We start from the raw sequence: 23,940 nt of genomic DNA on the forward strand, positions 1-23,940 counted from the left end.
ATTCTGGCCGAAGAGCAAGATAGATGCACCCTCGCCTTTTCGCAGCCATCGCTAACGCTGCTGCCTTTGCCGGCCTTGCCGCACTCGTTGCTGCCTGCCAGTCCTCGACGCCTGCAAAGGGACCGGACCGCAGTGCGTTGTCGACGATGGAGCGTGTGGCGCTCGGCGCCAATGGTTGCTGGTTCAAGTCGGGCGATGCGGCTTTTGCGGCCTACAAGCTCGCACCGGAACTCAATTCCTTCTCCGGTCGTCCGCGCATTCTCGTCGTGCACAAGGGCAGCCCTGAAAGCCGGCCGCTGCTCGTCGTGCAGGCCGAAGGCAATCCGGCCAAGATGCAGGCGTTCGGCCCCATGATGTCCGAGCCGGTCGCCGGCCGCATCGCCGCCGATGTCACCCGCTGGTCGGGCGGCAATCGCGCCTGCAGCTAAGCTTTGGCTTAATCCCAGAAAAACGATTTGCTGACTTCGCGTGCGGCATCGGACCGCGACAGGCCGATATCCTTGAGTTGATCCGCTGTCAGTCCGCGCAACGCCAGGCGCCCCTCCCGCTTCTGTTGCCACAGAACGAAGACTGCCCACAGGCGGCCGAGCCGAGTCGTTGCCGGCGCCTGCCTCGGGAGGACAATTTCGTGTGGGCTATCGATAGAGACAATCGATACAATCTGGTTCTTCATTTGAGGTACAACGGACATCCTTGGCTCCTGTTGTTTCCGCTCCAGTGATTGTCACATAGTATTGACAGCAAGAGGGTGACAATCTATTCATTGTCACCATGACAAATTGGCTCCCAGATCTCTCGCAGGGCTCCGGCCCAGTCTATATGCGGCTTGCGGACAATATCGAATCCGCCATTGCTTCCGGCGCTTTGCCGGCGGGAGCCAAGCTGCCGCCGCAGCGAAATCTCGCTTATGACATCGGGGTGACAATCGGAACAATCGGCCGAGCCTATGCGCTGGTTCATGAGCGTGGCCTCGTCGCCGGTGAAGTCGGCCGCGGCACCTATGTACTCGATCGTGCCGATACGCCCCCGAGCGAACAGACGGATCCCCTTACCCTTTCGCTGAGCGGCACCCGCATTGCAGACGCCCCGGCAAACAAGCTCCGCTTCGACACGACCGCCGCCCCCGATCTTGGTCAGGGCAAGGTGATCGCCGGCATCATGGCCGAGATCGGCGAGCAGCATCTGGCGGAAATCTCCTCCTATTCACGCAGCTTCCCGCGGAACTGGTTCGAGGCAGGTCGTCTCTGGCTGGCGCGCAACGACTGGTCGCCGGAGGTCGAAAATGTCGTTCCGACGCTCGGCGCGCATGCGGCGGCAATTGCCGTCATCGCCGCCGTATCTGCACCCGGTGACAAGATCGTTTTCGAAAACCTCACCTATACGCAGGTCAGCCGCAGCGTCCGCCTGCTCGGGCGGCGCACGCTGACGGTCGAGTCGGATGAGAACGGCGTTATTCCCGAGGATTTCGAGCGGCTCTGCCAGCAGCAGCATCCGAAGCTGATCTTCCTGATGCCGACGGTCCACAATCCGACCCTTGCCATCATGCCCTATGAGCGGCGCGTCGCCATTGCGGATATCGCCAGACGGCATGGCGTGTGGATCATCGAGGACGATCTCTATGGCGGCATGGCGAATGACGCTACGCCGCTGCTTGCCGCAATCGCGCCCGATCGCACCTTCCTGGTCAACGGCCTGTCGAAATCGGTTGCTGCCGGCGTGCGTGGCGGCTGGGTCGCCTGCCCGCCACATTTCGCCCAGCGCATCAAGGTCACGCACAAGATGGTCACGGGCGGCCTGCCCTTCATTCTGGCCGAAACCTGTGCGCGGCTCGTCCAGAGCGGCAAGGCGCACGAGATCCGCAATGCAAGTGTCGTGGAGCTATCGGCCCGCGTGGGCCTCGCCCGTGAGGTCATGCGGGGATTCGATTTCGAATCCCACCCGCATGCGCCCTTCCTGTGGCTGAAACTGCCGGAACCCTGGCTGTCCGGCACCTTCAAGAATGCCGCCTTCCGCGATGGCGTGCTTGTCGATGACGAGGACGAGTTCAAGGCCGCGCGTGGCGAGAAGGTCTATCACCGCGTGCGCATCGGTTTCTCCTCGCCGAAGGATAGAAACGAGCTTGTGTCGGGTCTTATGATATTGAAACGCCTATTGGAAAATGGCGGCTCCGCCTATGACGGAGAGATCTGAACTGTTGCAAATTGGTGTCAGGATTGTGGAAAAAGCCACGATCCGGATGCGAGCGCTTTACCGTCGATACCTGCATGTTACCTCTTTCCCATTCCGCTGGTCGGGCGAGAATCAAGGGACAGCAGATGAAATCCGATTTCCGTTTAAGCCTGTCGAGTATCGCGTCGGTCGCAGTAATCGCCAGCAGCTTGGGAATGTCATCAGCGGCGCAAGCCGGAGACAAGATTTTCGACGAATTGCGCTTTGGCGCTTCCGCTTCCGTACAGGGCGGACATTCCCATGAAGATGGCGTTTTCCCCGAAATAACGGCCCTTTTCGATCCCTTCGGTTTTGAGCAGGCAACCGGCTGGAAGCAGCAGCTCATGCATCCGCGCGTCCATGTCGGCACCTCGATCGGCACGGCGGGTGAAGCCACGCAGTTCTTCGCCGGTTTCACCTGGACGGTCGACCTCAGCGACAAGATCTTCGCTGAAGCTGGCTTCGGCGGCGTCATCCACACTGGCGAGCTTCGCGATGACGACGACCACCCCGACCTCGGCTGTCGTGTGCTGTTCCACGAATATCTCGGCGCCGGCTATCGCTTCAACAGCAACTGGAATGTCATGGCGCAACTCGCCCATTCCTCGAATGCCAATCTCTGCGACGGCCCGAACGACGGCATGACCCGCGCCGGACTGATGGTCGGCTACAAATTCTGACGGGCCTCGCCCGTTAAAGACAGCATTGTGAAGCTTTTGATGCCTGCCCTCTGTTGACGGCAGGCATTTTCCTATCGCGCGCAATTCCTACTTAAGCTAAAGACACGGCAAACGCGCTAGGGCATGTCCGTTGTTCTTCGAATCTCGGTCATGGTCTATCTCTTTGTTTCACGCAATTCCGGACGCAAAACCGCTGCGCACTTTTGCTGGATTGCTCTAAGGCAGGGACTTTCGAGAGCTCATGACCATCCCAAACACTATCAAGATCACGCCGGAACTCATCGCCTCACACGGCCTCAAGCCGGATGAATACCAGCGCATTCTGGATCTGATCGGCCGCGAACCGAGCTTCACGGAGCTCGGCATCTTTTCGGCCATGTGGAACGAGCACTGCTCCTACAAATCCTCCAAGAAGTGGCTGCGCACCTTGCCGACCAAGGGACCGCGCGTCATCCAGGGACCTGGCGAAAATGCCGGTGTGGTCGATATCGATGACGGCGACTGCGTCGTCTTCAAGATGGAGAGCCACAACCACCCCTCCTATATCGAGCCCTATCAGGGAGCGGCGACCGGTGTCGGTGGCATCCTGCGCGATGTCTTCACCATGGGCGCGCGTCCGATCGCTGCAATGAACGCGCTGCGTTTCGGCGAGCCGGATCATCCGAAGACACGCCATCTCGTTGCCGGCGTCGTGGCAGGTGTGGGCGGCTACGGCAATTCCTTCGGCGTGCCGACGGTCGGCGGCGAAGTGGAGTTCGATGCCCGCTACAACGGCAACATCCTCGTCAATGCCTTTGCAGCCGGCCTTGCCAAGTCGAACGCCATCTTCCTCTCGGAAGCCAAGGGTGTCGGCCTGCCGGTCGTTTATCTCGGCGCCAAGACCGGCCGTGACGGCGTCGGCGGTGCAACCATGGCATCGGCAGAATTCGATGAATCGATCGAAGAGAAGCGTCCGACCGTTCAGGTCGGCGACCCCTTCACCGAAAAGTGCCTGCTCGAAGCCTGCCTCGAACTGATGAAGACCGGCGCCGTCATCGCCATCCAGGATATGGGTGCAGCCGGCCTCACCTGCTCGGCCGTCGAAATGGGCGCCAAGGGCGACCTCGGCATCCTGCTCGAACTCGACAAGGTGCCGGTGCGCGAAGAGCGTATGACCGCCTACGAGATGATGCTGTCGGAAAGCCAGGAGCGCATGCTCATGGTGCTGCAGCCGGAAAAGGAAGAGGAAGCCAAGGCGATCTTCGTCAAGTGGGGCCTCGATTTCGCGATCGTCGGCAAGACCACGGACGATCTTCGCTTCCGCGTCATGCATCAGGGTGAGGAAGTCGCCAACCTGCCGATCAAGGATCTCGGCGACCAGGCTCCGGAATACGACCGCCCCTGGCGCGAATCCGGCAAGCGTGCGCCCCTGCCCGCCAACCTCGTTGCAGCGCCGGAAGATTACAACGAAGCGCTGCTGAAGCTCGTCGGCTCCGCCAATCAGTCCAGCCGCCGCTGGGTCTACGAACAATATGACACGCTGATCCAGGGCAACTCCCTGCAGCTTCCGGGCGGCGACGCCGGTGTCGTGCGCGTCGAAGGCCATCCGCTGAAGGCGCTGGCCTTCTCCTCTGACGTCACCCCGCGTTATGTCGAGGCCAATCCCTTCGAGGGCGGCAAGCAGGCGGTTGCCGAATGCTGGCGCAACATCACCGCGACCGGCGCCGAGCCGCTGGCGGCCACAGACAACCTGAACTTCGGCAATCCGGAAAAGCCCGAGATCATGGGCCAGTTCGTCGAGGCCGTGAAGGGCATCGGCGAAGCCTGCCGCGCACTGGACTTCCCGATCGTCTCCGGCAACGTCTCGCTCTATAACGAAACCAATGGTGTCGCGATCCTGCCGACGCCCACCATTGCCGGCGTCGGCCTGATGCCCGACTGGCGCAAGATGGCCCGAATCGGCAGCGCTGCCGAAGGCGACCGGGTTCTGCTGATCGGCACCGACGGCAGCCATCTCGGCCAGTCCGTCTATCTGCGCGATGTCGTCGGCAGCACCGAAGGCCCGGCACCCGAGGTCGATCTCTTCGCCGAACGCCGCAACGGCGATTTCGTCCGCTCGGTTATCCGTAACGGTCAGGCGACCGCCTGCCACGACATTTCCTCCGGCGGCCTCGTCCTGGCGCTCGCTGAAATGGCGATGGCGTCAGGCAAGGGTCTCAACGTCAGCCTCAGCGAAGGCAAGGGTGCGGCCCATGCCCAGCTCTTCGGCGAGGATCAGGCGCGCTACGTTCTGACCGTTCCGAAGGACGTTGCCGATTTCATCTGCGCCAACGCAGAAGGTTCAGGTATCCCCTTCCGCCGCCTCGGTACTATCAAGGGCGATGCCCTCGTCGTCGACGATCTGATTGCGCTGCCGATTCAGCAATTGCGCGATGCCCATGAATCGTGGTTCCCTGATTTCATGGACGGCCGCGGCGAGCTTGTCGCCGCGGAATGATGCGCAAGGAGTAACGATCATGGCCATGAAACCCGGCGATATCGAAGACATGATCAAGGCCGGGATTCCCGGTGCCAAGGTAACGATCCGCGATCTGGCAGGCGACGGCGATCACTACGCCGCCGAAGTCGTCGCGGAAGCCTTCCGCGGCAAGAGCCGCGTGCAGCAGCACCAGATGGTCTATGAGGCGCTGAAGGGCAATATGGGCGGCATCCTGCACGCTCTTGCCCTGCAGACCTCGGCACCGGATTGAAATGCTGGCTTCGGCCGACTGAAGATCTGAAACGAACAGGCCCGGCTGGAAGGCTTCTTCCGCCGGGTTTTTGTTTTGAAACGGAAGCGATGGCTCGAAAGTGATCGACGCCTCCTCACCTCTTCATTGCTGAGCTCTCAGGCCGGCAGCTTGTCCTGCTCGGGATAGGCAAAGACCGAGGCCGGCATCGGGCCTGCGGTCAGCAGCGTGAAATCGAAGGCGGATTTCTTGTCCGGCCCCAGCACATATTGGCGGTGCACGCGCAGCTGATCCTTACGGATCTTCTTGTAATGTTCAGGCGTCAGCATCTGCCGCACGCGGATATGGATCATGCTCGCCTGCGGCGCATCCGGATGGCCGGAAACGCTGACGACAGGCACCTTGTAGAAGTTTATCGAGTCCGTCAGGCACTGCACATCGAGCCAGAAAATATCCGGGCAACGCGCAATCAGGCCGACGCGCGAGCGCAAGAGCGTGGCCGACGACATCAGCGCGCATTGCAGGATCGCGCAGCCGAGCGTCGCGAACACCACGCGCTTGCCCTTGAAAACGTCAGGCTCCCGCTCCAACAGAATTCCGACGACATGCGCCGCGACGCTGGAGCCCATACTGTGCGAGGAGATGACATATTCATCGGCCTCCTCGTTGAGTGCTGCGCGCATCGACGTCGCGCATTGTTCCAGCCAGTCGTTGAAAACAGGCCTGTCCATGCGTGCCAGCGCCACGGCCATTTCCCAGTCGGCAAAAAGATGCAGCGTGTGGAAGCGCTCCGAGAACGGCAGGAAGCCGAAGGTGAAGAAGATGGCCGCCAGCGGCGCGCTCCAGCCGACGTGCCAGCCGGGAAGTCCCAGCCAGTAATGCAGCGTCAGGATCTGCAGCGTGATGACGATTGCGAGCGCCGTCAGCAGGAAGGGAAAGAGGAAGAACAGGCCAAAGCGCCAGGCATGGCGGAAGTAGCCGGCCATGCCGCCCTCGCGCACAACCTGCCAGAAGCTTGCAAAGCCCGCCGCGATCCGGCTTGCCGTGTTGCCGGTGCGCAACCGCTGCACCAGCTCGTTATGGTCGAAGACATGGACGCGTGTCTGCGTCTGCCAGCCATCGGCGCCGGTGCCGACATCGAAGGAAACATAGTGCCCCTCGGCCGCAGCACCGGTCGCGACATTGTAGCCCCAGACGGATGCGCTTTGCCTTGCGGTACGCTCATACCGCGCCCGGTGTGCTGCGCCATCAAGCGGTTCGAATCCGGGGAAATGCAGCACAACCCGCTTATCGACGAGTTTCATAGTGTTTTTCTTCTTTCAGGCGGGTTGAGTGCGCCGTTACCAGGAGGACGGGTTCGCCTTAAAATACGGCGAAAAACCGGATAAAACCTTCGAGCCGTCTTGCTAAGCGAACTCTTCCGGAATTCAATAAGTAAGGTGCGTTTCGATAGGGCTGAGGGGGAATTTTGTGGCCAATCTCGTGAATGAACTGATGTCAGGCGTCGTCAATAGCGTGCTGAAGGAAATCCTGAAGAAGACGACGGGCCGCACCACGACCAAGCGCAAGCGCCGTAAGGCAGCTCCTGCAACGACGAGCCGCACCACCCGCAAGGCAACGCCGACGAGCCTCAAGCCCGCTCGCAAGCAGGTCAGCAAGCGCCGTACGGCCGCAGCCGACAGCACCGCGCCTAAACCTTCCCCATCGTAAGCTGCAATGCCCGCAATTCTTCGAGGCAGGTGCATGAGCGGGTGCGATCTCGCCGTCATGACCGAAGTCTCGCAATGGGATTTCAGGCACTTCACCGATACCGAGATAGAACAGATCCGGGCTCACCTCAGCAAAGAGCCGTAACACAGCGGCAACAATGTGCGCCACAGAGTGTCGCGGATTGGTCTTTTTTTGGTTTTGGCGGCTGGAATTCCGGCTTCCACATGCTATCTAAAGAAAACGATTGAAACGGCGGGCCTTTAACCCGCCTGTTGAAAGGATTAGGTCCCATGAGCGGTATCAACGAATTCATCGAAAACGAGATCAAGAGCAACGACGTCGTCCTCTTCATGAAGGGCACGCCGCAGTTTCCGCAGTGCGGTTTCTCCGGCCAGGTCGTCCAGATCCTCGATTACATCGGTGTGGACTATAAGGGCATCAACGTGCTCGCCGATTCGGAAATCCGCCAGGGCATCAAGGATTACTCCAATTGGCCGACGATCCCCCAGCTCTACGTGAAGGGCGAGTTCATCGGCGGCTGCGACATCGTCCGGGAAATGTTCCAGGCCGGTGAGCTGCAGCAGCACCTCCAGGAAAACGGCGTCACCATTAAGACCGCCGTCGCCTGATCGGTCACCGGGCGTCCGTCCGGTTTCCAAATCTGTATCTTGAGTTCGAGGCGCTGCGCTAAGCAGCGCCTTGACCTGTTTATGGGAATTTCATTGTGACAGATTCATCACAAGCCATGTCCGCGGGTCGGCTGCCCATGGGCAAGCTCGAATTCATCGCGCTTGCGGCTTTCATGATGGCAGTCAACTCGCTGGCAATCGACATCATGCTGCCCGCACTGCAGCAGATCGGTGCCAGTCTCGGTGTCGAAAACGAAAATCATCGCCAATATGTCGTTTCCGCCTATCTTTTTGGCTTCGGCCTCGCGCAGCTTTTCTACGGTCCGCTTTCCGATCGCTTTGGTCGCCGCATTCCGCTCCTGATCGGCCTCTGCATTTACATTGTTGCCGCCTTCGGTATCGCCGTCGTCCCGACCTTTGCCGGTCTTCTGGCGCTGCGCTTCATCCAGGGTCTTGGTTCCGCCGCGACCCGCGTCATTACTATTTCCATCGTCCGCGATGTCTACGGTGGTCGGCAGATGGCGGAAGTCATGTCGCTGATCATGATGGTCTTCATGGTCGTGCCTGTTATTGCGCCCGGCAGCGGCCAGATCATCATGCTCGTCAGCACCTGGCACATGATCTTCGTCTTCATCGGCACCATGGCGACGGCCGTTGGTATCTGGATGTATCTGCGCCTGCCGGAGACGTTGGATCCGGCTAATGTTCGCCCGTTCACGGCGCGCTCGATCCTGCAGGGCTTTGCGATCTTCCTGTCGAACCGTGTCGCCCTCTGTTACACCATTGCCAGCACGATCCTGTTCGGCGCGCTGTTCGGCTTCATCAATTCCGCCCAGCAGGTCTATGTCGGCATTTACGGGCTCGGCGTTTACGCTCCGGTCGCCTTTGCCGGCGTGGCGCTGTTCATGGCCTTCTCGTCCTTCATCAATTCGCAGCTCGTCGGCCGGTTCGGCATGCGCCGCCTGTCGCATGCCTCGCTCTTAGGCTTCAGCGCGTTGAGCTTCATCTGGATGCTCGTGCAGGTCTTCGGGCCGCAGCCGATGCCGTTCCCGATCTTCATCACCTTCTTCGCGCTGGTCATGTTCCAGTTCGGCTGGATCGGCTCGAACTTCAACTCGCTCGCCATGGAGCCGCTCGGCCATCTCGCCGGCACGGCTTCTTCGGTGATCGGCTTCATGAGCACGGTCGGTGGCGCATCGATCGGCGCCATGATCGGCCAGTCCTTCAACGGCACGGCGACGCCGATGATCGTGGGCTACTTCGTCGTCTCGTTGATCGGCATCGTTTTCGTGCTGATCGCCGAAAAGGGCCGGCTGTTCAGAGCGCAGCATGCGCCGCTGTCGAAGGACGCATCGCTTTCCAGCTTCACTGATATCCGACACTGATATCAGGCCCCATACCGGGACTGAAGCTCTCAGACACGTCAGGCGACGGGCATCCTGGTAGGAACCCGTCGCATCCCGCATTCATGCGGCCGCGTTTTCGGCCGTTCTTACGTCATTCAGGGGGATTCGAATGACTCCGACACATAAACCGCACACGGAAAACCAGGGCTCGGCCCGCATCGGCATGGGCTTTGTCGAGTTCGTGGTGACCATCGCCATCATGACCGCCAGCATCGCCATGGCGATCGACAGCATGCTGGCGGCGCTGCCCAGCATCGGCCATTCGCTTGGTGTGACCAACAGCAATGACACGCAGCTCGTTATCGGCGTGTTCTTCTTAGGCTTCGGCGCCTCGCAGATCATCTTCGGCAGCCTGTCGGATGCCTTCGGCCGCCGCAACATCCTGCTCGGCGGCCTGGCCTGCTATATCCTCGGCATGTTTGCGGCGGCCGCCACCGGCAGCTTCGAAATGCTGCTGATCATGCGTTTCGTCCAGGGCATCGGCGGCGCGGCCGTGCGCATCACCACCATGGCAATCGTGCGTGACTGCTTCGGCGGCCGCGAGATGGCCCGCGTCATGTCCTATGTCATGATCGTCTTCATGATCGTGCCGATCGTTGCCCCCTCGGTTGGCCAGCTGATCATTACCTATGCCGAATGGCACTGGATCTTCATCCTGCTCGGCATCGTCGCCTCGATCCTCTTCGTATGGGCGCTTCTGCGCCTGAAGGAATCCCTGCCACCGGATGAGCGTATTCCGCTCTCCTTCGCCGCTGTCGGCGACGGCTTCAAGACGGTTCTGACCAACCGTATCACCTGCGGCTACATGATCGGCTTGACCATGTTCACCGGCGTCATCAGCGCCTATGTGATCTCGGTGCAGCAGGTCTTCGGCGAGGTCTACGGCCTGGGCGACTGGCTGCCGATCGCCTTTGCGGCAACGGCGGGCGGCATTGCCGTTGCCAACTTCCTGAACGGCATGCTGGTGCGCAGCTTCGGCATGCGCCGTATCTCGCATGCCGCCATGCTGCTTTTCACCATCATCTCGGCAATCGGCTTCGTCGCGGCGCTTGGCGGCACGCCGGCCTTCTCCTTCTCCTATGCGCTCTTTTCGATCCTCCTGATGATGTTTGCCGTGATCGCTACCAATTTCACGGCCATCAGCCTGGAGCCGATGGGCAATCTCGCCGGCACGGCAACGGCCGTGACGGGCTTCGTGTCGACGACCTTCGGCGCCCTTCTCGGCGGCGGAGTCGGCCAGCTCTTCAACGGCACCGTCCAGCCGCTTTTCGGCGGCTTCGCGGTCTTCGGCGCCGTTACCGTCGTCATGGTGCTCTGGGCCGAAAAGGGCAAGCTTTTCACCCATCCCGGTGACAGCCCACAGATCGAACCCGGCGCCGTTCACATGTAATGCTGCTTGAGAGCTAAGACTGGAAGATCCCGATGAGCCGTTTCTGGAGCCCCATTGTTCAATCCCTGACGCCTTACGTGGCGGGCGAACAGCCCGTCATCGACGGCCTGGTCAAGCTGAACACCAATGAGAATCCCTACGGCCCATCGCCGCGTGCGCTGGCGGCGATCTCGGATGCGGTCAACGACACGCTGCGCCTCTATCCCGAGCCGACCGGTTTGAAGCTGCGCAAGGCGATCGCCGCAAGCCATGATCTCGATCCCGGCGAGGTCTTCGTCGGCAACGGCTCGGATGAGGTTCTGGCGCACACGTTCCAGGCGCTGCTGAAGCACGATCTGCCCCTGCTCTTCCCCGACGTCACCTACAGCTTCTACCCGACCTATTGCGGCCTCTACGGCATCGATTTCCGCGAGATCCCGCTCGACGAAAAGATGATGGTACGAACCGAGGATTACCGCCAGCCCTGCGGCGCGATCATTCTGCCGGATCCGAACGCGCCGACCGGCACCGCGCTGCGGCTCGCAGCGATCGAGGCGCTGATTGCGGAGCATCCGGATCAGGTCGTCGTCATCGATGAAGCCTATGTGGATTTCGGCGGCGAGAGTGCCATCCCGCTCGTCCGGAAATATCCGAACCTGCTCGTCATACAGACCTTCTCGAAATCACGTGGCCTTGCGGGCCTGCGCGTCGGCTTCGCCGTCGGTCAGCAGCCGTTGATCGACGCGCTGGAGAGGGTCAAGGACAGCTTTAATTCCTATCCGCTGGACAGGCTGACGCAGGCCGGTGCGGTTGCCGCCTGGGAAGATCAGGACTGGTTCAGGAAACATTGCGACCTGATCGTCGCAAGCCGCGAGCGGGTGACCGTGGGCCTTGGCGAACTCGGCTTCGAGGTCCTGCCCTCATCTGCTAATTTCGTCTTCGCCCGCCACGCCGAACGCGGCGGTGCGGAGCTAGCTGCAGAATTGCGCAAGCACGCGATTCTTGTCAGGCATTTCCGCAAGGAGCGCATCCAGGATTTCCTGCGCATCACTACCGGCACCGATGCCGAATGCGACAAGCTTCTGAATGCACTGAAGCAGATCCTTGCCTGATTTCAGGCTCAGACCGTGAAGACCTCGCGGCGCAGGATGTCCCAGCTTTCCTTGTCCGGCGTGATCAGCAGGCCGCCGGTCACATGATGCGGCTGATAGGCCGAGCCGTCGAAGCGGGCGGCATAGGCACCGGCTTCCTGACTGATCAAAGTGCCGGCCAGATGATCCCAGGGCATCAGCTTGTTGTACATCAGGTAATGCACATGCCCGCCGGCAAAGGTGCGGTATTCATGGGCCGCACAGCGGTAGTTGGTGAGGAAGCGCACCTTCGCGAGATTGCCGAGGATCTCTGCGCGCTTCTCCTGCGGCAGGTAGCCGGTGGAGGCCATGCCGACCATCTGGTCGAGCGCGACAGGCTCTGCGACCGTCAGCCGCTGTGCCTCGCCGTCTGGACGGCGCAGCCAGGCGCCGCCACCCTTCTCGGCCATGACCCAGTCGTCGCCCATCGGATCATAGATGATACCGGCAACGGTCTCGCCCTTGGATACGACCGAGGCCATGACGCCGAAGGCGGGAATGCCTGACGCGAAGTTGAACGTGCCGTCGACGGGATCGACGACGATGGCGAGATCGGCACCTTCGAGTTTGTCGAGAAGTGCTGCATCGGCGGCAACCGATTCTTCGCCGATGAAGAGCGCTTCCGGCCAGAGGCGCGCGGCCTCGACTTTCATCATTCTTTCGGCCTGCTCATCGGCCTCGGTGACAAGGTCGGTCGCTTCCGTCTTGGCGCGCACGTCACTGCTGCCCAGCCGGCGAAAGCGCGGAAGGATCTCGGCTTTCGCTGCCTGCCGCAGGAGATCGGCAAGCTTCATCGTGTCTACGGCAGTCGTCATGGCACTTTCCCCTCGGTTTATCGGTGGCCGATGATTTCGCGGCGGATCATCTCCCAGCTTTCCCTGTCGGGAGCCGAGATGATGCCGCCGGAAATCTCGCCCGGTCTGTAAGGCGTTCCGTCGAATTTGGCCGTGTGGCCGCCGGCTTCCTGATGCGTCAGCACGCCGGCAAGATGATCCCACGGCATCAGCTTCGGATGGCCGATGAAATGCAGCTTGCCGGACGAGACCATCCAATATTCATAGGCCGAGCAGTTGAAGGCGAAGGTCATGCGGATCTTCGCCATGTTGCCGGCAACGCGCGAACGGTCCGGTTCCTCCATATGGCTGCAGGCCATGGCGCCGATCATGCGGTTAAGCTCGATCGGCTCCGCCACCTTCAGGCGGACAGGCTCGCAATCACGCTTCTGCTGGAAGGCGCCGGCGCCCTTGAGGGAAACGACTGCATCGCCAAGGGCCGGATCGTGAATGATGCCGGCAACCGTCTCGCCCTTGACGGTCACGGCCAGAATGGTGCCGAAGACAGGCAGGCCGGCCGCAAAATTGAAGGTGCCGTCGACCGGGTCAATCACGAAGGCAAGATCGGCATCGGCAAGCGCTGGCACGACGGAACGATCCGCCTCATAAGCTTCTTCGCCGACGATGAGGGCGCCGGGAAAGCGCTCGCGGATCGCCGCCGTCAGATAGGCCTCGGAGCGCAGGTCGGCCTGCGTGACGAGATCGACGGAAGATGTCTTTTCGGAAACATTGGCCGCAGCCGCATTGCGGAAGCGCGGCATGATCTCTTCTTCGGCGACATGCCGGAGGCAATCGCCGAGAAACTCTATGTCATTGTCTGAGAAAATCATTTTGGACTCGTTGCATGGATCTGCAGAGGCTCATAGCAAGTCCATTATGACGTTCGGGTGACGTTCAGCGCAGAAAAGTCGAAAAGTTTCGGATCAAGCAGATGCGATGGGTTCACATGCGCGAGCGCGCGCAGCATCGTGTCCTTGCGGCCGGGCATGCGGCGCTCGATATCGGCAAGCATGTCCTTCATCGCATTGCGCTGCAAACCGTCCTGCGAGCCGCAGAGATCGCAGGGAATGATCGGAAACTGCATGGCAGTCGCGAATTTCGCCATGTCGTCCTCGGCGCAATAGGCGAGCGGCCGCAGCACCATCAGGTTGCCTTCATCATTCAGAAGCTTCGCCGGCATGGCGGCGAGCCGGCCGCCATGGAAGAAGTTCATGAAAAAGGTTTCGAGAATGTCCTCGCGGTGATGGCCGAGCACGAGTGCATCGCAGCCCTCTTCCTTGGCAATGCGGTAGAGATTGCCGCGGCGCAGGCGCGAGCAGAGCGAACAGTAGGTGGCCCCCTCCGGCACCTTCTCCTTCACGATCGAATAGGTGTCGCGATATTCGATGCGGTGTTTGACGCCGATCTTGGAGAGGTATTCCGGTAGCACATGCTTCGGGAAGTTCGGCTGACCCTGGTCGAGATTGCAGGCGATCAGTTCCACCGGCAGCAGCCCGCGCCATTGCAGGTCGAGCAGCAGCGCCAGCAGCCCGTAGGAATCCTTGCCGCCGGAAATGCCGATCAGCCAGCGCTTCTGGTCCTTCAGCATGTCGAAGTCTTCGAAGGCCTGACGCACCTGCCGCAGCAGGCGCTTGCGCAGCTTGTTGAAGGAGACCGAAGGCGGCGCGTCGGCAAACAGCGTATGGCCGATGCCGGCTTCAGCCGTTTCCAGATCGTCGGCAATATTGGCTGCGATATTCATCTTCTTACCCGTCTGATGCGCGCGTCCTGCTTAGCAGAAAGCCGCAGGCCAACCCAGCCTCAATCGCCGAAAACCGACCAGCCGGTGCGGGCTGCCAGCATTTCCAGCGCCACGGCACCAAGCTGCGAATTGCCGACCTTGTTCAGCCCCGGCGACCACACTGCAATCGAGGCGATGCCCGGCGCCACGGCAAAGATGCCGCCGCCGACGCCGCTCTTGCCCGGCAGGCCGACATGATAGGCGAAATCTCCTGAGCCATCATAGTGGCCGCAGGTCAGCATCAGCGCATTGATGCGTCGCGCCCGCTTCGGCGACACCACCGAATGGCCGGTCAGCGGATTGCTGCCGCGCGCAGCCAGGAACAGACCGGCACGGGCCAGCTGCTCGCAGGTCATCGAAAGCGCGCACTGGTGGAAATAGACGCCGAGCACATGATCGACCGGATGGTCGAGATTGCGGTAGGAGCGCATGAAGTTGGCGAGCGCGAAATTGCGATAGCCGGTCGCCGTTTCCGAACGCGCCACCTTATCGTCGATGGTGATGGATTCATCGTCGGCGAGGTAACGTACGAAGCGCAGCAACTCGCCGATCGCCTCACGCGGCGCATGGCCGGCCATGACGACATCACTGACGGCGATCGCGCCGGCATTGATGAAGGGATTGCGCGGGATGCCATGCTCATGCTCGAGCTGGACGATGGAATTGAAGGCCGAGCCCGAGGGTTCGCGGCCGACCCGCTTCCACAGCCCCTCGCCCACCTTGCCGAGCGCCAGCGTCAACATGAAGACCTTGGAAATGCTCTGGATGGAGAAGGCGACCTCGGCATCGCCGACGCTGTAGACCTTGCCGTCGACGGTAATGATCGACATGCCGAACTGGTTCGGATCGATCTTGGCAAGTTCGGGAATGTAATCCGCGACCTTGCCCTCGCCGATGCGGGGCCTCAGCTCCTTGTAGATGCTGTCGAGGACTGCCTGCAAATCCATGATGGCTTCTCTCCAGAGAACAAAAAAGCCGCCTTGGAGGGCGGCTTTTCTGTATGCGAAAACGCCTCGCGTGTTAACGCGAATAGAATTCGACGACCAGATGCGGTTCCATGACAACCGGGTACGGAACGTCGGCAAGCGTCGGAACGCGTGCGAAAGTGGCAACCATCTTGTTATGGTCGACTTCGACGTAATCAGGAACGTCACGCTCTGCGAGCGAAACCGATTCCAGAACCGTAACGAGCTGCTTGGAACGTTCACGAACTTCGATGACGTCGCCGGCCTTGCAACGGTAAGAACCGATGTTGACGCGCACGCCGTTGACCGTAACGTGGCCATGGTTGACGAACTGACGGGCAGCAAAGACCGTCGGAACGAACTTGGCGCGGTAGACGATCGCGTCGAGACGGGACTCCAGAAGACCGATCAGGTTTTCCGAGGTATCGCCCTTGCGGCGGTCAGCTTCAGCGAAGATCGCGCGGAACTGCTTCTCGCGCAGGTCACCGTAGTAACCCTTCAGCTTCTGCTTGGCGCGCAGCTGCACACCGAAGTCGGAAAGCTTGCCCTTGCGGCGCTGGCCGTGCTGGCCCGGGCCGTATTCGCGGCGGTTCACCGGGGACTTAGGACGGCCCCAGATGTTTTCGCCCATACGGCGGTCGATCTTGTACTTAGACGATTCGCGCTTGCTCATCGTATTTCCTTTCAAAAAGTTAGGACGGTTTGTTGCCAAACCGCGCGAAGGAAACACGCCCTCCTTTGATCTCGTTTCCGAGACCCGACAGGATCTTTCCATTCGCGAACGGAAAAGATCCACGGGACATGTCAAATGAAACACCGGACATTGCTGCCCGGTGCTGGGGCGGTCTTTAGGGATAAGTCACAGGATTGTCAAACAGAATCTGCCGCAGCAAGCCCGTTCTCGCCCGCCCGTTCCAGCGAACCGGCAAGTTTGCGCAAGAGCCCGGCCAGCGCCCGACGCTCGTCCTCGTCCAGCCCTTCGAGATGGCCGAGTTCCCGCTTCATGTCTTCTCGGAAGGCGGCTTCGGCACGGCGGATGCCATCTTCCGTCAGCGCCACCTCGAAGCTGCGCTTGTCCCCGGCAGAGCGCTCGCGCCGGATGAGCCCGGATTTCTCCAGCCTGTCCAGCCGGTGCGTCAGCCCGCCCGAGGAGATCATCAGAAGACTGTAGAGCTCCGTCGGGATCATTCTGTATGGCGGCCCAGCGCGCCGAATCGTCGCTATCACGTCAAACTCCCCGCGATCGAGATCGAATTCCGAGAATGTCGCCTCGATGGATGGCCGCACCAGATTAGAGATCCGGTAGATGCGTCCGAGAATGCTCATCGGCGTCGTATCGAGATCGGGCAGCTCTTCCGCCCAGAGAGCGCGCAGCCGGTCGACATGGTCTCGCTTTTCCATGGTCACTCCAAAACTATCTTGACGAGAAGATAAATTGAGAAGATTATCTTCTCGTGAAGATAAATATAGCGAACCTGCAGCGTGATCCAAGGAGAAAATCATGTTCCATGTCATACCGCGTGAAAGCCAGCAGCAGTTCGCCAATCGCACCATCCGTTTCGAGGGCGGCGATTACGGCGCGCCGGTCTCGATCTTCCTGATCGACAACGAGCCTGGCCAGGGGCCGGACCTGCATGTTCACCCCTATACGGAAATGTGGATCGTCCGCTCCGGCAAGGCGCGCTTTACCGTGGGCGAAGAGACGCTGGAGCCCAACGTCGGCGATATCGTCATCGTCAATGCCGAGACGCCACACTGCTTCAAGAATGTCGGAACAACGCGGTTGGAGCTCACCTGCATCCATGCCAGCCCCGAAATCATTCAGAGCTGGGTGTGACGCGGTTTATTCGGCCGCGCTTTTCAGAAAGTCGCTATCAGGCGCATCGGCCGAGCCCGGTGCTGTCTCTGCCTGCAGGTCCGGAAAGGCAACGATGCGCTTGCCACTGAAATCCGTGTGCACGACGATGAGCCCCTGCTCCTCGAAATAACCGAGCAGCCGGCGCGCGCGCCTTGCCGAATGCGTGCCGTAAGCACGGGCGATACGAGCGTCCGAAGGGCAAGCCTCGCCGCCGATCGCAGCCTTCGCCATCATCAGGAAGACGCCCTGCAGATCGTCGGTGACGCCGTTCGACAGCGAAAGTGCCGTCGCCCACGCTTCGCCTGCCGCCATTTCGGGATCGACGCCAGAGCGCGAAACCGCAACGCGCCGTCGGAATTCCGGCAGCGACATCGGCGGACCGGGAACCCGGCGCATGCGCAGCCGCACCAGGAATTCCTGATAGAGTACCGCATCGGTCCGGAAGCCGGAGCCCGGATCGTCGAGGATTTCGGCGAGCACGCCGGCAAGCCGTTCCTCACGCTCTTCTGTCGAGATTTCCGGCTGGGCCACACGCGGTTCCGAAGCCTGCAAGGGGGCAGCCGATGGCGTCGAACGCGACAGCTCAGCCAGAATATCTGTGGTCGGGCGTGGTGCTGGCGGCGTACGCCGTACCATCGGCCGCTGGAATTCTTCCGGGTCGGGCGTGAAGATCAGGTCTTCCACGTCCTGCGGCGCATCCGGCAGCGGCATCAGTTTCGGGCTGGAAGAGCGCGCCGAGGTCTCGACATTGCCGATCTGGATCGGCAGCGGGCGGCGCGACAAGGCCGGGCCGAGCGCCACGAAATGACCGCGCTTGAGATCTCGGAACATTTCCGCCTGGCGGCGGTCCATGCCGAGCAGGTCTGCGGCGCGCGCCATGTCGATATCGAGGAAGGTGCGGCCCATCAGGAAGTTCGAGGCTTCGGCCGCGACGTTCTTGGCAAGCTTGGCAAGACGCTGCGTGGCGATGACGCCCGCAAGCCCGCGTTTACGTCCGCGGCACATCAGGTTGGTCATGGCGCCAAGCGAGGCCTTGCGCGCATCTTCCGACACGTCGCCGCCGACAGAGGGCGCAAACATCTGCGCTTCGTCGACCACGACGAGAACAGGATACCAATATTCGCGATCGGCATCGAACATGCCGTTGAGGAAGGCGGCAGCGGCCCGCATCTGCTGCTCGATATCGAGCCCTTCCAGCGTGAGAACGCAGGATACACGGTGCTGGCGGATACGGTTGGCAATGCCGGCAAGCTCGGCCTCGGTGCGCTCGCCATCGACGACGACATGGCCGTACCGGTCGGAGAGCGTGACGAAATCACCTTCGGGATCGATGATGACCTGCTGCACCCATTGGGCGGATTGTTCCAGCAGACGGCGGAGGAGATGCGATTTTCCGGAGCCGGAGTTGCCCTGAACGAGCAGACGTGTCGCCAGCAGCTCCTCGATATCGAGCGTCGCCGGAGCGCCGGACGCCAGTCCCATATCGATGCCAACCTGCACGTCCAATTCCCCTTACAAATTCCCGGCCCGTCTCTAGCAGATTCGCAGGCACTGTTGTCGTCAAACCGTCAAGAACCCACAGGGAAAGTCAGCCCTGGAAAATAGGTTTTTACACCGCCTCGCGCTCGACGAGGCCGCCCGCCATCTCCTTCTGCGTCGGGATCAGCAAACGGGTGCAGAGCAGGCTGACGAAAAGCGGTACCAGCAAGACCGCAAGCCCCACACGCAAGCCCAGGAGTTCGCCGAGAAAGCCGATAATCGGCGGCCCGATGAGAAAGCCGCTCAGGGCTGCGAAGGAAAGTGTCGCAACGCTTGACGCAGGCGGGCGATCGGTCAGCGAGGCGACGGCCGTCACCGCGAGCGGAAATCCGACCGAAACGCCGACACCGACTGCGGCAAAGCCGATGAGGGCAAGCGGCGTCGCTGGCGCAAAGAGAACGACGAGCATGCCGGCAAGCGAGGCGATGCCGCAGCCGCGGGCAATGGCAACCGCGCCGAAACGGCCTTTCATGTAATCACCGCTGAAACGCCCTGCCGCAACCATGAAAGCGAAAACCGAATATCCAAGGCCGGTTTGCGCGCCCTCGGCATTCATGACATCGCGCAGGTAGACCGCAGACCAATCGGCGATCGCACCTTCGGTCATCGTCACGCCGAAGACGAAGGCGCAGATCCCGAGCAGGGCAAGACTGGGCGGCTTGAAGCCGGTCTTTACCTGCGAATTCTCCTCGTGGTGACTTTCCGGCAATTTCGGCAGGCGCAGGCCGGCAATCAGCCCGGCCGGCAGGATGACGATCGCCGTGATCAGGATCGACCAGTGCGGTGAAAGCCCGATGGCTATGGCGCCAACGCCGATCAGGCTGCCGACCATGATGCCGAGGCTCCAGAAGCCATGGCAGCGACTCATGATGATCAGCCCTGTCGCCTTCTCCGTCACATCGGCCTCGACATTCATGCCAAGTTCCACCGTCGAGAGCGCGACCCCGACGATCATCAAGGCAAAGAATAGAAGCATGGCGCTGGGCGCGAAGGCTGGCAGTGAAACCACGGCAAGAAAGAAGATGAAACCATAGATGATCGCCATGCGCCCGCCGATGCGCGAGACGAGGCGGCCGGCAAACGGCAGGGTGATCAGCGTGCCGATCGGCAATCCCAGAAGGGCAACGGCGAGATCGGCGGTGCCGAGTTCAAGCTTCGCCTGGATATCGGGAATCCGCGGCAACCAGGCGCCAAAGGCTATCGGTTGCAGAAAGAAGATCAGCATGACAAGTCTTTGCAGCGGCACGGCGCATCCCTTTACATCTTGAGCGCCAAACCCGCTCGCGATTCCCCGCGGAGATCTTGCGCGATGAGACAGGTGAAATAAAGCGCGTAGTGCCTTCTCAGGCGCTGAGCCCGAAACCCTGCATCAGCCGCCGGGTGGCAAAATCGGGATTGCCTGATGTAAAGACGGCAAAGTCGAAATTATCGGGGTGAACGGCGTCCGCCACCTGCGGTACCAGCGTGCGGGCGCGCCGCGCAATGGCTTCCGCAGGGTCCAGCCAGTCCACCGGCCAAGGCGCCAGCCTGCGGAATAGATTGGCCATGAACGGATAATGCGTGCAGGCAAGCACCACGATATCTGTCTTGCGGCCGTCCTTATCGACGAAGCATTGCTCGATCTCGGCCGTCACTGCCTCATCGGAAACGGCATCACCCCGGATATAGGCCTCCGCCATGCGCGCCAGATTTTCCGAGCCGACCAGCCGCACATGGCATTGTTGCGCAAAGGACTGGATGAGGTCGCGCGTATAGGCGCGCTTCACTGTGCCGGGGGTCGCAAGCACCGAGACGAGGCCGGAGCGCGTGCGCTCGGCCGCAGGCTTGATCGCCGGCACTGTGCCGACGAAGGTCATCTGCGGAAAGGCGGCGCGCAGATCCGCACCGACCAGCGTGAAGGCCGTGTTGCAGGCGATGATGCAGACTTCCGGATCGTAGTCTTCGAGCAGCTTGGCGAAGAGGCTGATGATGCGCTCCTTCAGCGCCTGCTCTTCCCAGCCGCCATAGGGAAAGCCGGCATCGTCGGCGATATAGATGAAGCCGCGCTCCGGCATCAGCACGCGCGCCTCGCGCAGCACGGTCAGCCCGCCTATGCCGGAATCGAAGACGAGGACGGGTTTCAGCTCATTCGTCGGCGCTGTCATCGGTCGGGGCACCCTTGGCGGATCGAGTGGAACCGCCCTTGCGCGGACTGTCGCGCGAAAAACGGTCGAGGGAGGAGATGACGCCGCGCAGCACGCTGATTTCCTGTTCCGTGAATGCCCGGCGGGAGAGGACTGCGCGCAGGTTGTCGACCATTTTCGGCTTTTTCGAGGGCGGATGGAAATAGTTGCGGGAATCGAGCGCCTCTTCCAACTGGTCGAACAGGCCGAAGAGCTGCTCCTTGGTGGAGGGCCGTTGTTCAAGCGCCTGGAACGGCACCGCCTCCAGATCCTCCATGCCCGATTTCATCCATTCATAGGACATCAAGAGCACCGCCTGGGCGATGTTGAGCGAGGCGAAAGCCGGATTGACCGGAAAGGTGACGATCTCGTCGGCAAGCGCGACTTCCTCGTTGGTCAGCCCCCAGCGCTCGCGGCCGAACAGGATGCCTGTCGCCTCGCCTGCCTGGAACCGGCTGCGCAGGTTTCCGGCGGCAAAGACAGGGGAGCGCACCGGCTTGTAATTGTCGCGGCTGCGTGCCGTCGTCGCATAGACGAAGTTGAGATCGGCAATCGCCTCTTCCAGCGTGGGGAAGACCTTCGTGCCCTCGATCACGTGATCGGCCTTGGAGGCTGCGGCCTGCGCCTTCTCGTTCGGCCAGCCGTCGCGCGGATTGACGAGGCGCAGATCGGCCAGGCCGAAATTCGCCATGGCGCGCGCCACCATGCCGATATTCTCGCCCATCTGTGGCTCGACCAGAATGATGACCGGCCCTTCGGCCAGAAGTTGACGCTCGCTGTTGGTGCCCGCCATGTGCCTATATGTCTTCCTATTCCTGATTTACGGGCGCAATAGCTTTGCCGGCTGCAAACGGCAAGTCCTGCGTCTCCGTTGGGTAGAGCCGCTCCAGCGTCGAGCCGATCATTTCCACCGCCAGGCGAGCGCCCTCCCGCCAGAGCGGCAGGTGCCGGCCGGTCGGCCGCATCTGCTTTCGGGTGATGAGAAAACACTCTGAGCCGCGCGGCGCAACCGCGTCCAGCATGCTGATATCGGCAGCGATCCTGCGTTTCAGATCGTCATCGACGGCATCGACCGTGTGGTTTCGTGCCAGAATGCGCGACCAGTACGTGACCGACAGGAAGATTGCCAGTGTCTGGCGGATCTGTCCCGGCTTGGTGACAATGGACCAGGTAGAGCCGAGCGGGCGTGCGGCGAGCGTTATGTCGCGGTAGCAGGCATCGACCTTCTGCGAGATGACGATGAGTTCAGGCTGGCTCTTCTTGTCCGATACGGCCGATAGCAGCTCCTTCAGGGCCTCGAACCACTTGGCGACCGCCGTATCGAGCGCACCGCGCGTGCGCGCCGGCAGGACGAGGAAGGCGACCAGCGTTCCCGCAACCGCACCGATGACGGTTTCCTCAAGTCGCAGCTTCAGGAGATCGAAGGTCAGGACACCCATCATGCCATAGACCAGGCAAAGCACGATCGAGATGAAGAAGGTCATCGTCGCATAGGAAATCTGCAGGAAGTAGAAAGCAAGGAAAACGCAGGCGACCGAAACCAATAGCGCAATCGCCAAATGATGGGTCAGCAATGTCGCGAGCACCAGGCCGAAGGCAATTCCGAGCAAGGTACCGATCGATCGCTGCAGCGCCTTGATGGCAGTGTCACCGCGCGAATTGGTGTTGGTGAAAACAAGGAAGGAGGCGAGCACCGCCCAGAACCAGCGCTCGCGCGACAAGGCGAGCCCGAGCGTCATGGCAATCGCCGCCGCCAGCGTGATCTGCAGGGCCGAGCGCATCAGCGGGTTTCTGAACGAAAAATCGATGGTGGCAGGTGCGCTGGACTCTTCAATCGAGGCGATCTCGGCGAAATCCGACCTGCGTCCGGCATCGATCGTTTCTGCGAGCTGCCTGCGCGCAGCTGCGAGCCAGAGGAGCGCACGTGCCGTCTCTCCCTGCGGCTGGCCCTCCATGTCGGCGACCGCCTTCTCCTCAGCCGAAAGCACCGCCTTGTCATCTTCGATCACGGCATGGACGAGTGCAAAGGGCGGCGCACTCTGATAGCTCAGCACGATGGCGCTTTCCGTCGCCAGATGCGCATCGAACAGCCGGATCGCCAGTTCCGCGGCCGGTGCGGAAGCGCCATCGAAGACGCCGCCCGGCGGACGCGGAATGAAGCTCTCGGCCATCAGCACCACTTCCTTCAGCCGGTCTTCCAGCTGGCGCAGTTCCTGCCGGTCGGCCTCATCGACCTTTCCATCTGCTGCAAGGGCGGCAAGCTTGAAGAGGATCTGGTTGATGCGGCCCCGCACGCTCTCCAGTGAGCGCAGCAGGTCGCGCCGCCAATTGTCGGGCAAAAGCACCGCCCTCACCCAATGGCTGACAAGCGCCGAGACAACAGGGCCGATCAAGACGACAGGCAATTCCCCGATCGTCGGGTGGAAGTAGGAACCCAGGAAATAGGAGGTGAAGGCGAACATGCCGATAGCAAAGCCACGCGGGCCATAAATGCGCGCAGATGAGGCCAGGAAGATCACCACGAGGAAGATGAAGTCCGAAAGGTAGCGCTGTGATTCAAGCGCGGCTGCGATGCCGACGACGACGAGGCTTGCAAGACAGCCGAGCAGCCTTGTGATGAGCTGGCGCGTCGAGCCCTTATCGCGCACCGCGACCCCGCCTTCGATCGACAGAACGATTCCGAGACCATAGGACGCGATCGGCAGCGGCACGATGAGCATGTGGATCAAAAGCAAGATTGCGAAGGAGAGCACGATCGACAGCGTGACGCGCGTGCCCATGCGCAGGCGCGAAAGCGCCGGGTCATTGGCAAGCAGCCAGTCTCGGAACTCAAAGCCGGAAATCACCCTTGCCAGTCCTCATGCGCGCCGGATGTGGCGAACCCGAGAGCGAGATACCGCCGCCCCAGCAAAAATCAAATCACACCAACATGATGATTGCCAAGTGTCATCAGCCACCCTGGC

Annotated in this window: 24 protein-coding genes; 11 read left to right on the forward strand and 13 right to left on the reverse strand. The window is 61.2% G+C overall.

What is annotated here, in order from left to right; translation table 11 throughout:
- Positions 1 to 23 precede the first annotated feature (23 nt).
- Complete coding sequence (locus tag AB8B33_RS08975; RefSeq protein ID WP_113321798.1) at positions 24 to 428, forward strand: hypothetical protein; 405 nt, start codon at positions 24 to 26, stop codon at positions 426 to 428.
- Between the two features lie 8 nt (positions 429 to 436).
- Here the strand turns inward: AB8B33_RS08975 and AB8B33_RS08980 are convergent, their stop codons facing one another.
- Positions 437 to 691, reverse strand: coding sequence for a DUF1127 domain-containing protein (locus tag AB8B33_RS08980; protein ID WP_439015091.1), 255 nt, complete (start codon positions 689 to 691; stop codon positions 437 to 439).
- 80 nt (positions 692 to 771) lie between these two features.
- Here AB8B33_RS08980 and AB8B33_RS08985 point away from each other — a divergent pair, with 80 nt between their 5' ends.
- From AB8B33_RS08985 to AB8B33_RS09000, 4 genes are all read left to right on the forward strand, one after another.
- On the forward strand, positions 772 to 2,190 hold the full coding sequence (locus AB8B33_RS08985) for a PLP-dependent aminotransferase family protein (RefSeq protein ID WP_113321800.1): 1,419 nt from the start codon (positions 772 to 774) through the stop codon (positions 2,188 to 2,190).
- 125 nt (positions 2,191 to 2,315) lie between these two features.
- Positions 2,316 to 2,888 carry an acyloxyacyl hydrolase gene (locus AB8B33_RS08990; protein WP_113321801.1) on the forward strand — a complete coding sequence of 191 codons (573 nt, stop codon included), beginning with the start codon at positions 2,316 to 2,318 and terminating at the stop codon, positions 2,886 to 2,888.
- Positions 2,889 to 3,129: 241 nt separating this feature from the next.
- On the forward strand, positions 3,130 to 5,364 hold the full coding sequence (gene purL / locus AB8B33_RS08995; protein ID WP_310388242.1) for a phosphoribosylformylglycinamidine synthase subunit PurL: 2,235 nt from the start codon (positions 3,130 to 3,132) through the stop codon (positions 5,362 to 5,364).
- Between the two features lie 19 nt (positions 5,365 to 5,383).
- Positions 5,384 to 5,617 (forward strand): BolA/IbaG family iron-sulfur metabolism protein, encoded by a 234-nt coding sequence (locus tag AB8B33_RS09000; RefSeq protein WP_007826248.1) that lies wholly within the window; start codon positions 5,384 to 5,386, stop codon positions 5,615 to 5,617.
- A gap of 137 nt (positions 5,618 to 5,754) precedes the next feature.
- Here the strand turns inward: AB8B33_RS09000 and AB8B33_RS09005 are convergent, their stop codons facing one another.
- Entirely contained in the window at positions 5,755 to 6,900 is a 1,146-nt protein-coding gene (locus AB8B33_RS09005; RefSeq protein WP_113325759.1) for a hypothetical protein, read from the reverse strand.
- Positions 6,901 to 7,066: 166 nt separating this feature from the next.
- On the opposite strand from AB8B33_RS09005, the gene AB8B33_RS09010 reads away from it, so the two are divergent.
- The 5 genes from AB8B33_RS09010 (at position 7,067) to hisC (ending at position 11,822) form a co-directional block, all read left to right on the forward strand.
- Positions 7,067 to 7,306: a hypothetical protein gene (locus AB8B33_RS09010; RefSeq protein ID WP_439015092.1), complete on the forward strand. Its 240-nt coding sequence runs from the start codon at positions 7,067 to 7,069 to the stop codon at positions 7,304 to 7,306.
- A gap of 290 nt (positions 7,307 to 7,596) precedes the next feature.
- Positions 7,597 to 7,935 carry a Grx4 family monothiol glutaredoxin gene (gene grxD, locus AB8B33_RS09015; protein ID WP_007826252.1) on the forward strand — a complete coding sequence of 113 codons (339 nt, stop codon included), beginning with the start codon at positions 7,597 to 7,599 and terminating at the stop codon, positions 7,933 to 7,935.
- A gap of 137 nt (positions 7,936 to 8,072) precedes the next feature.
- Positions 8,073 to 9,320 carry a multidrug effflux MFS transporter gene (locus AB8B33_RS09020; RefSeq protein ID WP_439017203.1) on the forward strand — a complete coding sequence of 416 codons (1,248 nt, stop codon included), beginning with the start codon at positions 8,073 to 8,075 and terminating at the stop codon, positions 9,318 to 9,320.
- Positions 9,321 to 9,450: 130 nt separating this feature from the next.
- Positions 9,451 to 10,731: a multidrug effflux MFS transporter gene (locus AB8B33_RS09025; RefSeq protein WP_113324731.1), complete on the forward strand. Its 1,281-nt coding sequence runs from the start codon at positions 9,451 to 9,453 to the stop codon at positions 10,729 to 10,731.
- A 32-nt stretch (positions 10,732 to 10,763) separates the two neighbouring features.
- Positions 10,764 to 11,822, forward strand: a complete 1,059-nt coding sequence (gene hisC / locus AB8B33_RS09030) for a histidinol-phosphate transaminase (protein ID WP_439015093.1) — start codon at positions 10,764 to 10,766, stop codon at positions 11,820 to 11,822.
- Positions 11,823 to 11,830: 8 nt separating this feature from the next.
- Here hisC and AB8B33_RS09035 read toward each other — a convergent pair whose 3' ends face one another.
- The 6 genes from AB8B33_RS09035 to AB8B33_RS09060 form a co-directional block, all read right to left on the reverse strand.
- Positions 11,831 to 12,655 carry an inositol monophosphatase family protein gene (locus AB8B33_RS09035; RefSeq protein ID WP_439015094.1) on the reverse strand — a complete coding sequence of 275 codons (825 nt, stop codon included), beginning with the start codon at positions 12,653 to 12,655 and terminating at the stop codon, positions 11,831 to 11,833.
- A gap of 17 nt (positions 12,656 to 12,672) precedes the next feature.
- Entirely contained in the window at positions 12,673 to 13,503 is an 831-nt protein-coding gene (locus tag AB8B33_RS09040; protein ID WP_439015095.1) for an inositol monophosphatase family protein, read from the reverse strand.
- Positions 13,504 to 13,547: 44 nt separating this feature from the next.
- The gene (ttcA, locus tag AB8B33_RS09045) at positions 13,548 to 14,414 is read right to left on the reverse strand and encodes a tRNA 2-thiocytidine(32) synthetase TtcA (RefSeq protein WP_439015096.1); all 867 of its coding nucleotides are present in this window, start codon (positions 14,412 to 14,414) and stop codon (positions 13,548 to 13,550) included.
- A 59-nt stretch (positions 14,415 to 14,473) separates the two neighbouring features.
- The gene (locus tag AB8B33_RS09050; RefSeq protein WP_439017204.1) at positions 14,474 to 15,403 is read right to left on the reverse strand and encodes a glutaminase; all 930 of its coding nucleotides are present in this window, start codon (positions 15,401 to 15,403) and stop codon (positions 14,474 to 14,476) included.
- Between the two features lie 70 nt (positions 15,404 to 15,473).
- Positions 15,474 to 16,091, reverse strand: coding sequence for a 30S ribosomal protein S4 (rpsD, locus tag AB8B33_RS09055; protein WP_113324725.1), 618 nt, complete (start codon positions 16,089 to 16,091; stop codon positions 15,474 to 15,476).
- A 197-nt stretch (positions 16,092 to 16,288) separates the two neighbouring features.
- The gene (locus AB8B33_RS09060; RefSeq protein ID WP_439015097.1) at positions 16,289 to 16,819 is read right to left on the reverse strand and encodes a MarR family winged helix-turn-helix transcriptional regulator; all 531 of its coding nucleotides are present in this window, start codon (positions 16,817 to 16,819) and stop codon (positions 16,289 to 16,291) included.
- A gap of 100 nt (positions 16,820 to 16,919) precedes the next feature.
- Here AB8B33_RS09060 and AB8B33_RS09065 point away from each other — a divergent pair, with 100 nt between their 5' ends.
- A complete protein-coding gene (locus tag AB8B33_RS09065; RefSeq protein WP_113184648.1) occupies positions 16,920 to 17,255 on the forward strand; it encodes a cupin domain-containing protein in 336 nt (111 codons plus the stop codon).
- Positions 17,256 to 17,261: 6 nt separating this feature from the next.
- Here AB8B33_RS09065 and AB8B33_RS09070 read toward each other — a convergent pair whose 3' ends face one another.
- From AB8B33_RS09070 to AB8B33_RS09090, 5 genes are all read right to left on the reverse strand, one after another.
- Positions 17,262 to 18,776, reverse strand: coding sequence for a helicase HerA domain-containing protein (locus AB8B33_RS09070; protein ID WP_439015098.1), 1,515 nt, complete (start codon positions 18,774 to 18,776; stop codon positions 17,262 to 17,264).
- A 109-nt stretch (positions 18,777 to 18,885) separates the two neighbouring features.
- A complete protein-coding gene (locus AB8B33_RS09075; RefSeq protein ID WP_439015099.1) occupies positions 18,886 to 20,061 on the reverse strand; it encodes an MFS transporter in 1,176 nt (391 codons plus the stop codon).
- Between the two features lie 97 nt (positions 20,062 to 20,158).
- Entirely contained in the window at positions 20,159 to 20,959 is an 801-nt protein-coding gene (murI, locus tag AB8B33_RS09080) for a glutamate racemase (RefSeq protein WP_439015100.1), read from the reverse strand.
- On the reverse strand, positions 20,940 to 21,770 hold the full coding sequence (locus AB8B33_RS09085) for an RNA methyltransferase (protein ID WP_439015101.1): 831 nt from the start codon (positions 21,768 to 21,770) through the stop codon (positions 20,940 to 20,942). Before AB8B33_RS09085 ends, murI begins: the two co-directional genes overlap by 20 nt.
- Positions 21,771 to 21,786: 16 nt before the next feature.
- The gene (locus AB8B33_RS09090; RefSeq protein WP_439015102.1) at positions 21,787 to 23,823 is read right to left on the reverse strand and encodes an FUSC family protein; all 2,037 of its coding nucleotides are present in this window, start codon (positions 23,821 to 23,823) and stop codon (positions 21,787 to 21,789) included.
- Positions 23,824 to 23,940 lie beyond the last annotated feature (117 nt).

Origin of the sequence: Rhizobium sp. 768_B6_N1_8 (genome assembly GCF_051811225.1) — a bacterium.
Lineage (GTDB): Bacteria > Pseudomonadota > Alphaproteobacteria > Rhizobiales > Rhizobiaceae > Rhizobium.

Bases quoted from the DNA above. Each gene is read 5' to 3' on its own strand.
- ttcA (WP_439015096.1), bottom strand. From the start codon at position 14,414: ATGAATATCGCAGCCAATATTGCCGACGATCTGGAAACGGCTGAAGCC.
- AB8B33_RS08975 (WP_113321798.1), top strand. From the start codon at position 24: ATGCACCCTCGCCTTTTCGCAGCCATCGCTAACGCTGCTGCCTTTGCC.
- AB8B33_RS09005 (WP_113325759.1), bottom strand. From the start codon at position 6,900: ATGAAACTCGTCGATAAGCGGGTTGTGCTGCATTTCCCCGGATTCGAA.
- AB8B33_RS09085 (WP_439015101.1), bottom strand. From the start codon at position 21,770: ATGGCGGGCACCAACAGCGAGCGTCAACTTCTGGCCGAAGGGCCGGTC.
- AB8B33_RS09000 (WP_007826248.1), top strand. From the start codon at position 5,384: ATGGCCATGAAACCCGGCGATATCGAAGACATGATCAAGGCCGGGATT.
- AB8B33_RS08980 (WP_439015091.1), bottom strand. From the start codon at position 691: ATGTCCGTTGTACCTCAAATGAAGAACCAGATTGTATCGATTGTCTCT.
- AB8B33_RS09020 (WP_439017203.1), top strand. From the start codon at position 8,073: ATGGGCAAGCTCGAATTCATCGCGCTTGCGGCTTTCATGATGGCAGTC.
- rpsD (WP_113324725.1), bottom strand. From the start codon at position 16,091: ATGAGCAAGCGCGAATCGTCTAAGTACAAGATCGACCGCCGTATGGGC.
- purL (WP_310388242.1), top strand. From the start codon at position 3,130: ATGACCATCCCAAACACTATCAAGATCACGCCGGAACTCATCGCCTCA.
- AB8B33_RS08990 (WP_113321801.1), top strand. From the start codon at position 2,316: ATGAAATCCGATTTCCGTTTAAGCCTGTCGAGTATCGCGTCGGTCGCA.
- hisC (WP_439015093.1), top strand. From the start codon at position 10,764: ATGAGCCGTTTCTGGAGCCCCATTGTTCAATCCCTGACGCCTTACGTG.
- AB8B33_RS09025 (WP_113324731.1), top strand. From the start codon at position 9,451: ATGACTCCGACACATAAACCGCACACGGAAAACCAGGGCTCGGCCCGC.
- AB8B33_RS09035 (WP_439015094.1), bottom strand. From the start codon at position 12,655: ATGACGACTGCCGTAGACACGATGAAGCTTGCCGATCTCCTGCGGCAG.
- grxD (WP_007826252.1), top strand. From the start codon at position 7,597: ATGAGCGGTATCAACGAATTCATCGAAAACGAGATCAAGAGCAACGAC.
- AB8B33_RS09040 (WP_439015095.1), bottom strand. From the start codon at position 13,503: ATGATTTTCTCAGACAATGACATAGAGTTTCTCGGCGATTGCCTCCGG.
- AB8B33_RS08985 (WP_113321800.1), top strand. From the start codon at position 772: ATGACAAATTGGCTCCCAGATCTCTCGCAGGGCTCCGGCCCAGTCTAT.
- murI (WP_439015100.1), bottom strand. From the start codon at position 20,959: ATGACAGCGCCGACGAATGAGCTGAAACCCGTCCTCGTCTTCGATTCC.
- AB8B33_RS09060 (WP_439015097.1), bottom strand. From the start codon at position 16,819: ATGGAAAAGCGAGACCATGTCGACCGGCTGCGCGCTCTCTGGGCGGAA.
- AB8B33_RS09065 (WP_113184648.1), top strand. From the start codon at position 16,920: ATGTTCCATGTCATACCGCGTGAAAGCCAGCAGCAGTTCGCCAATCGC.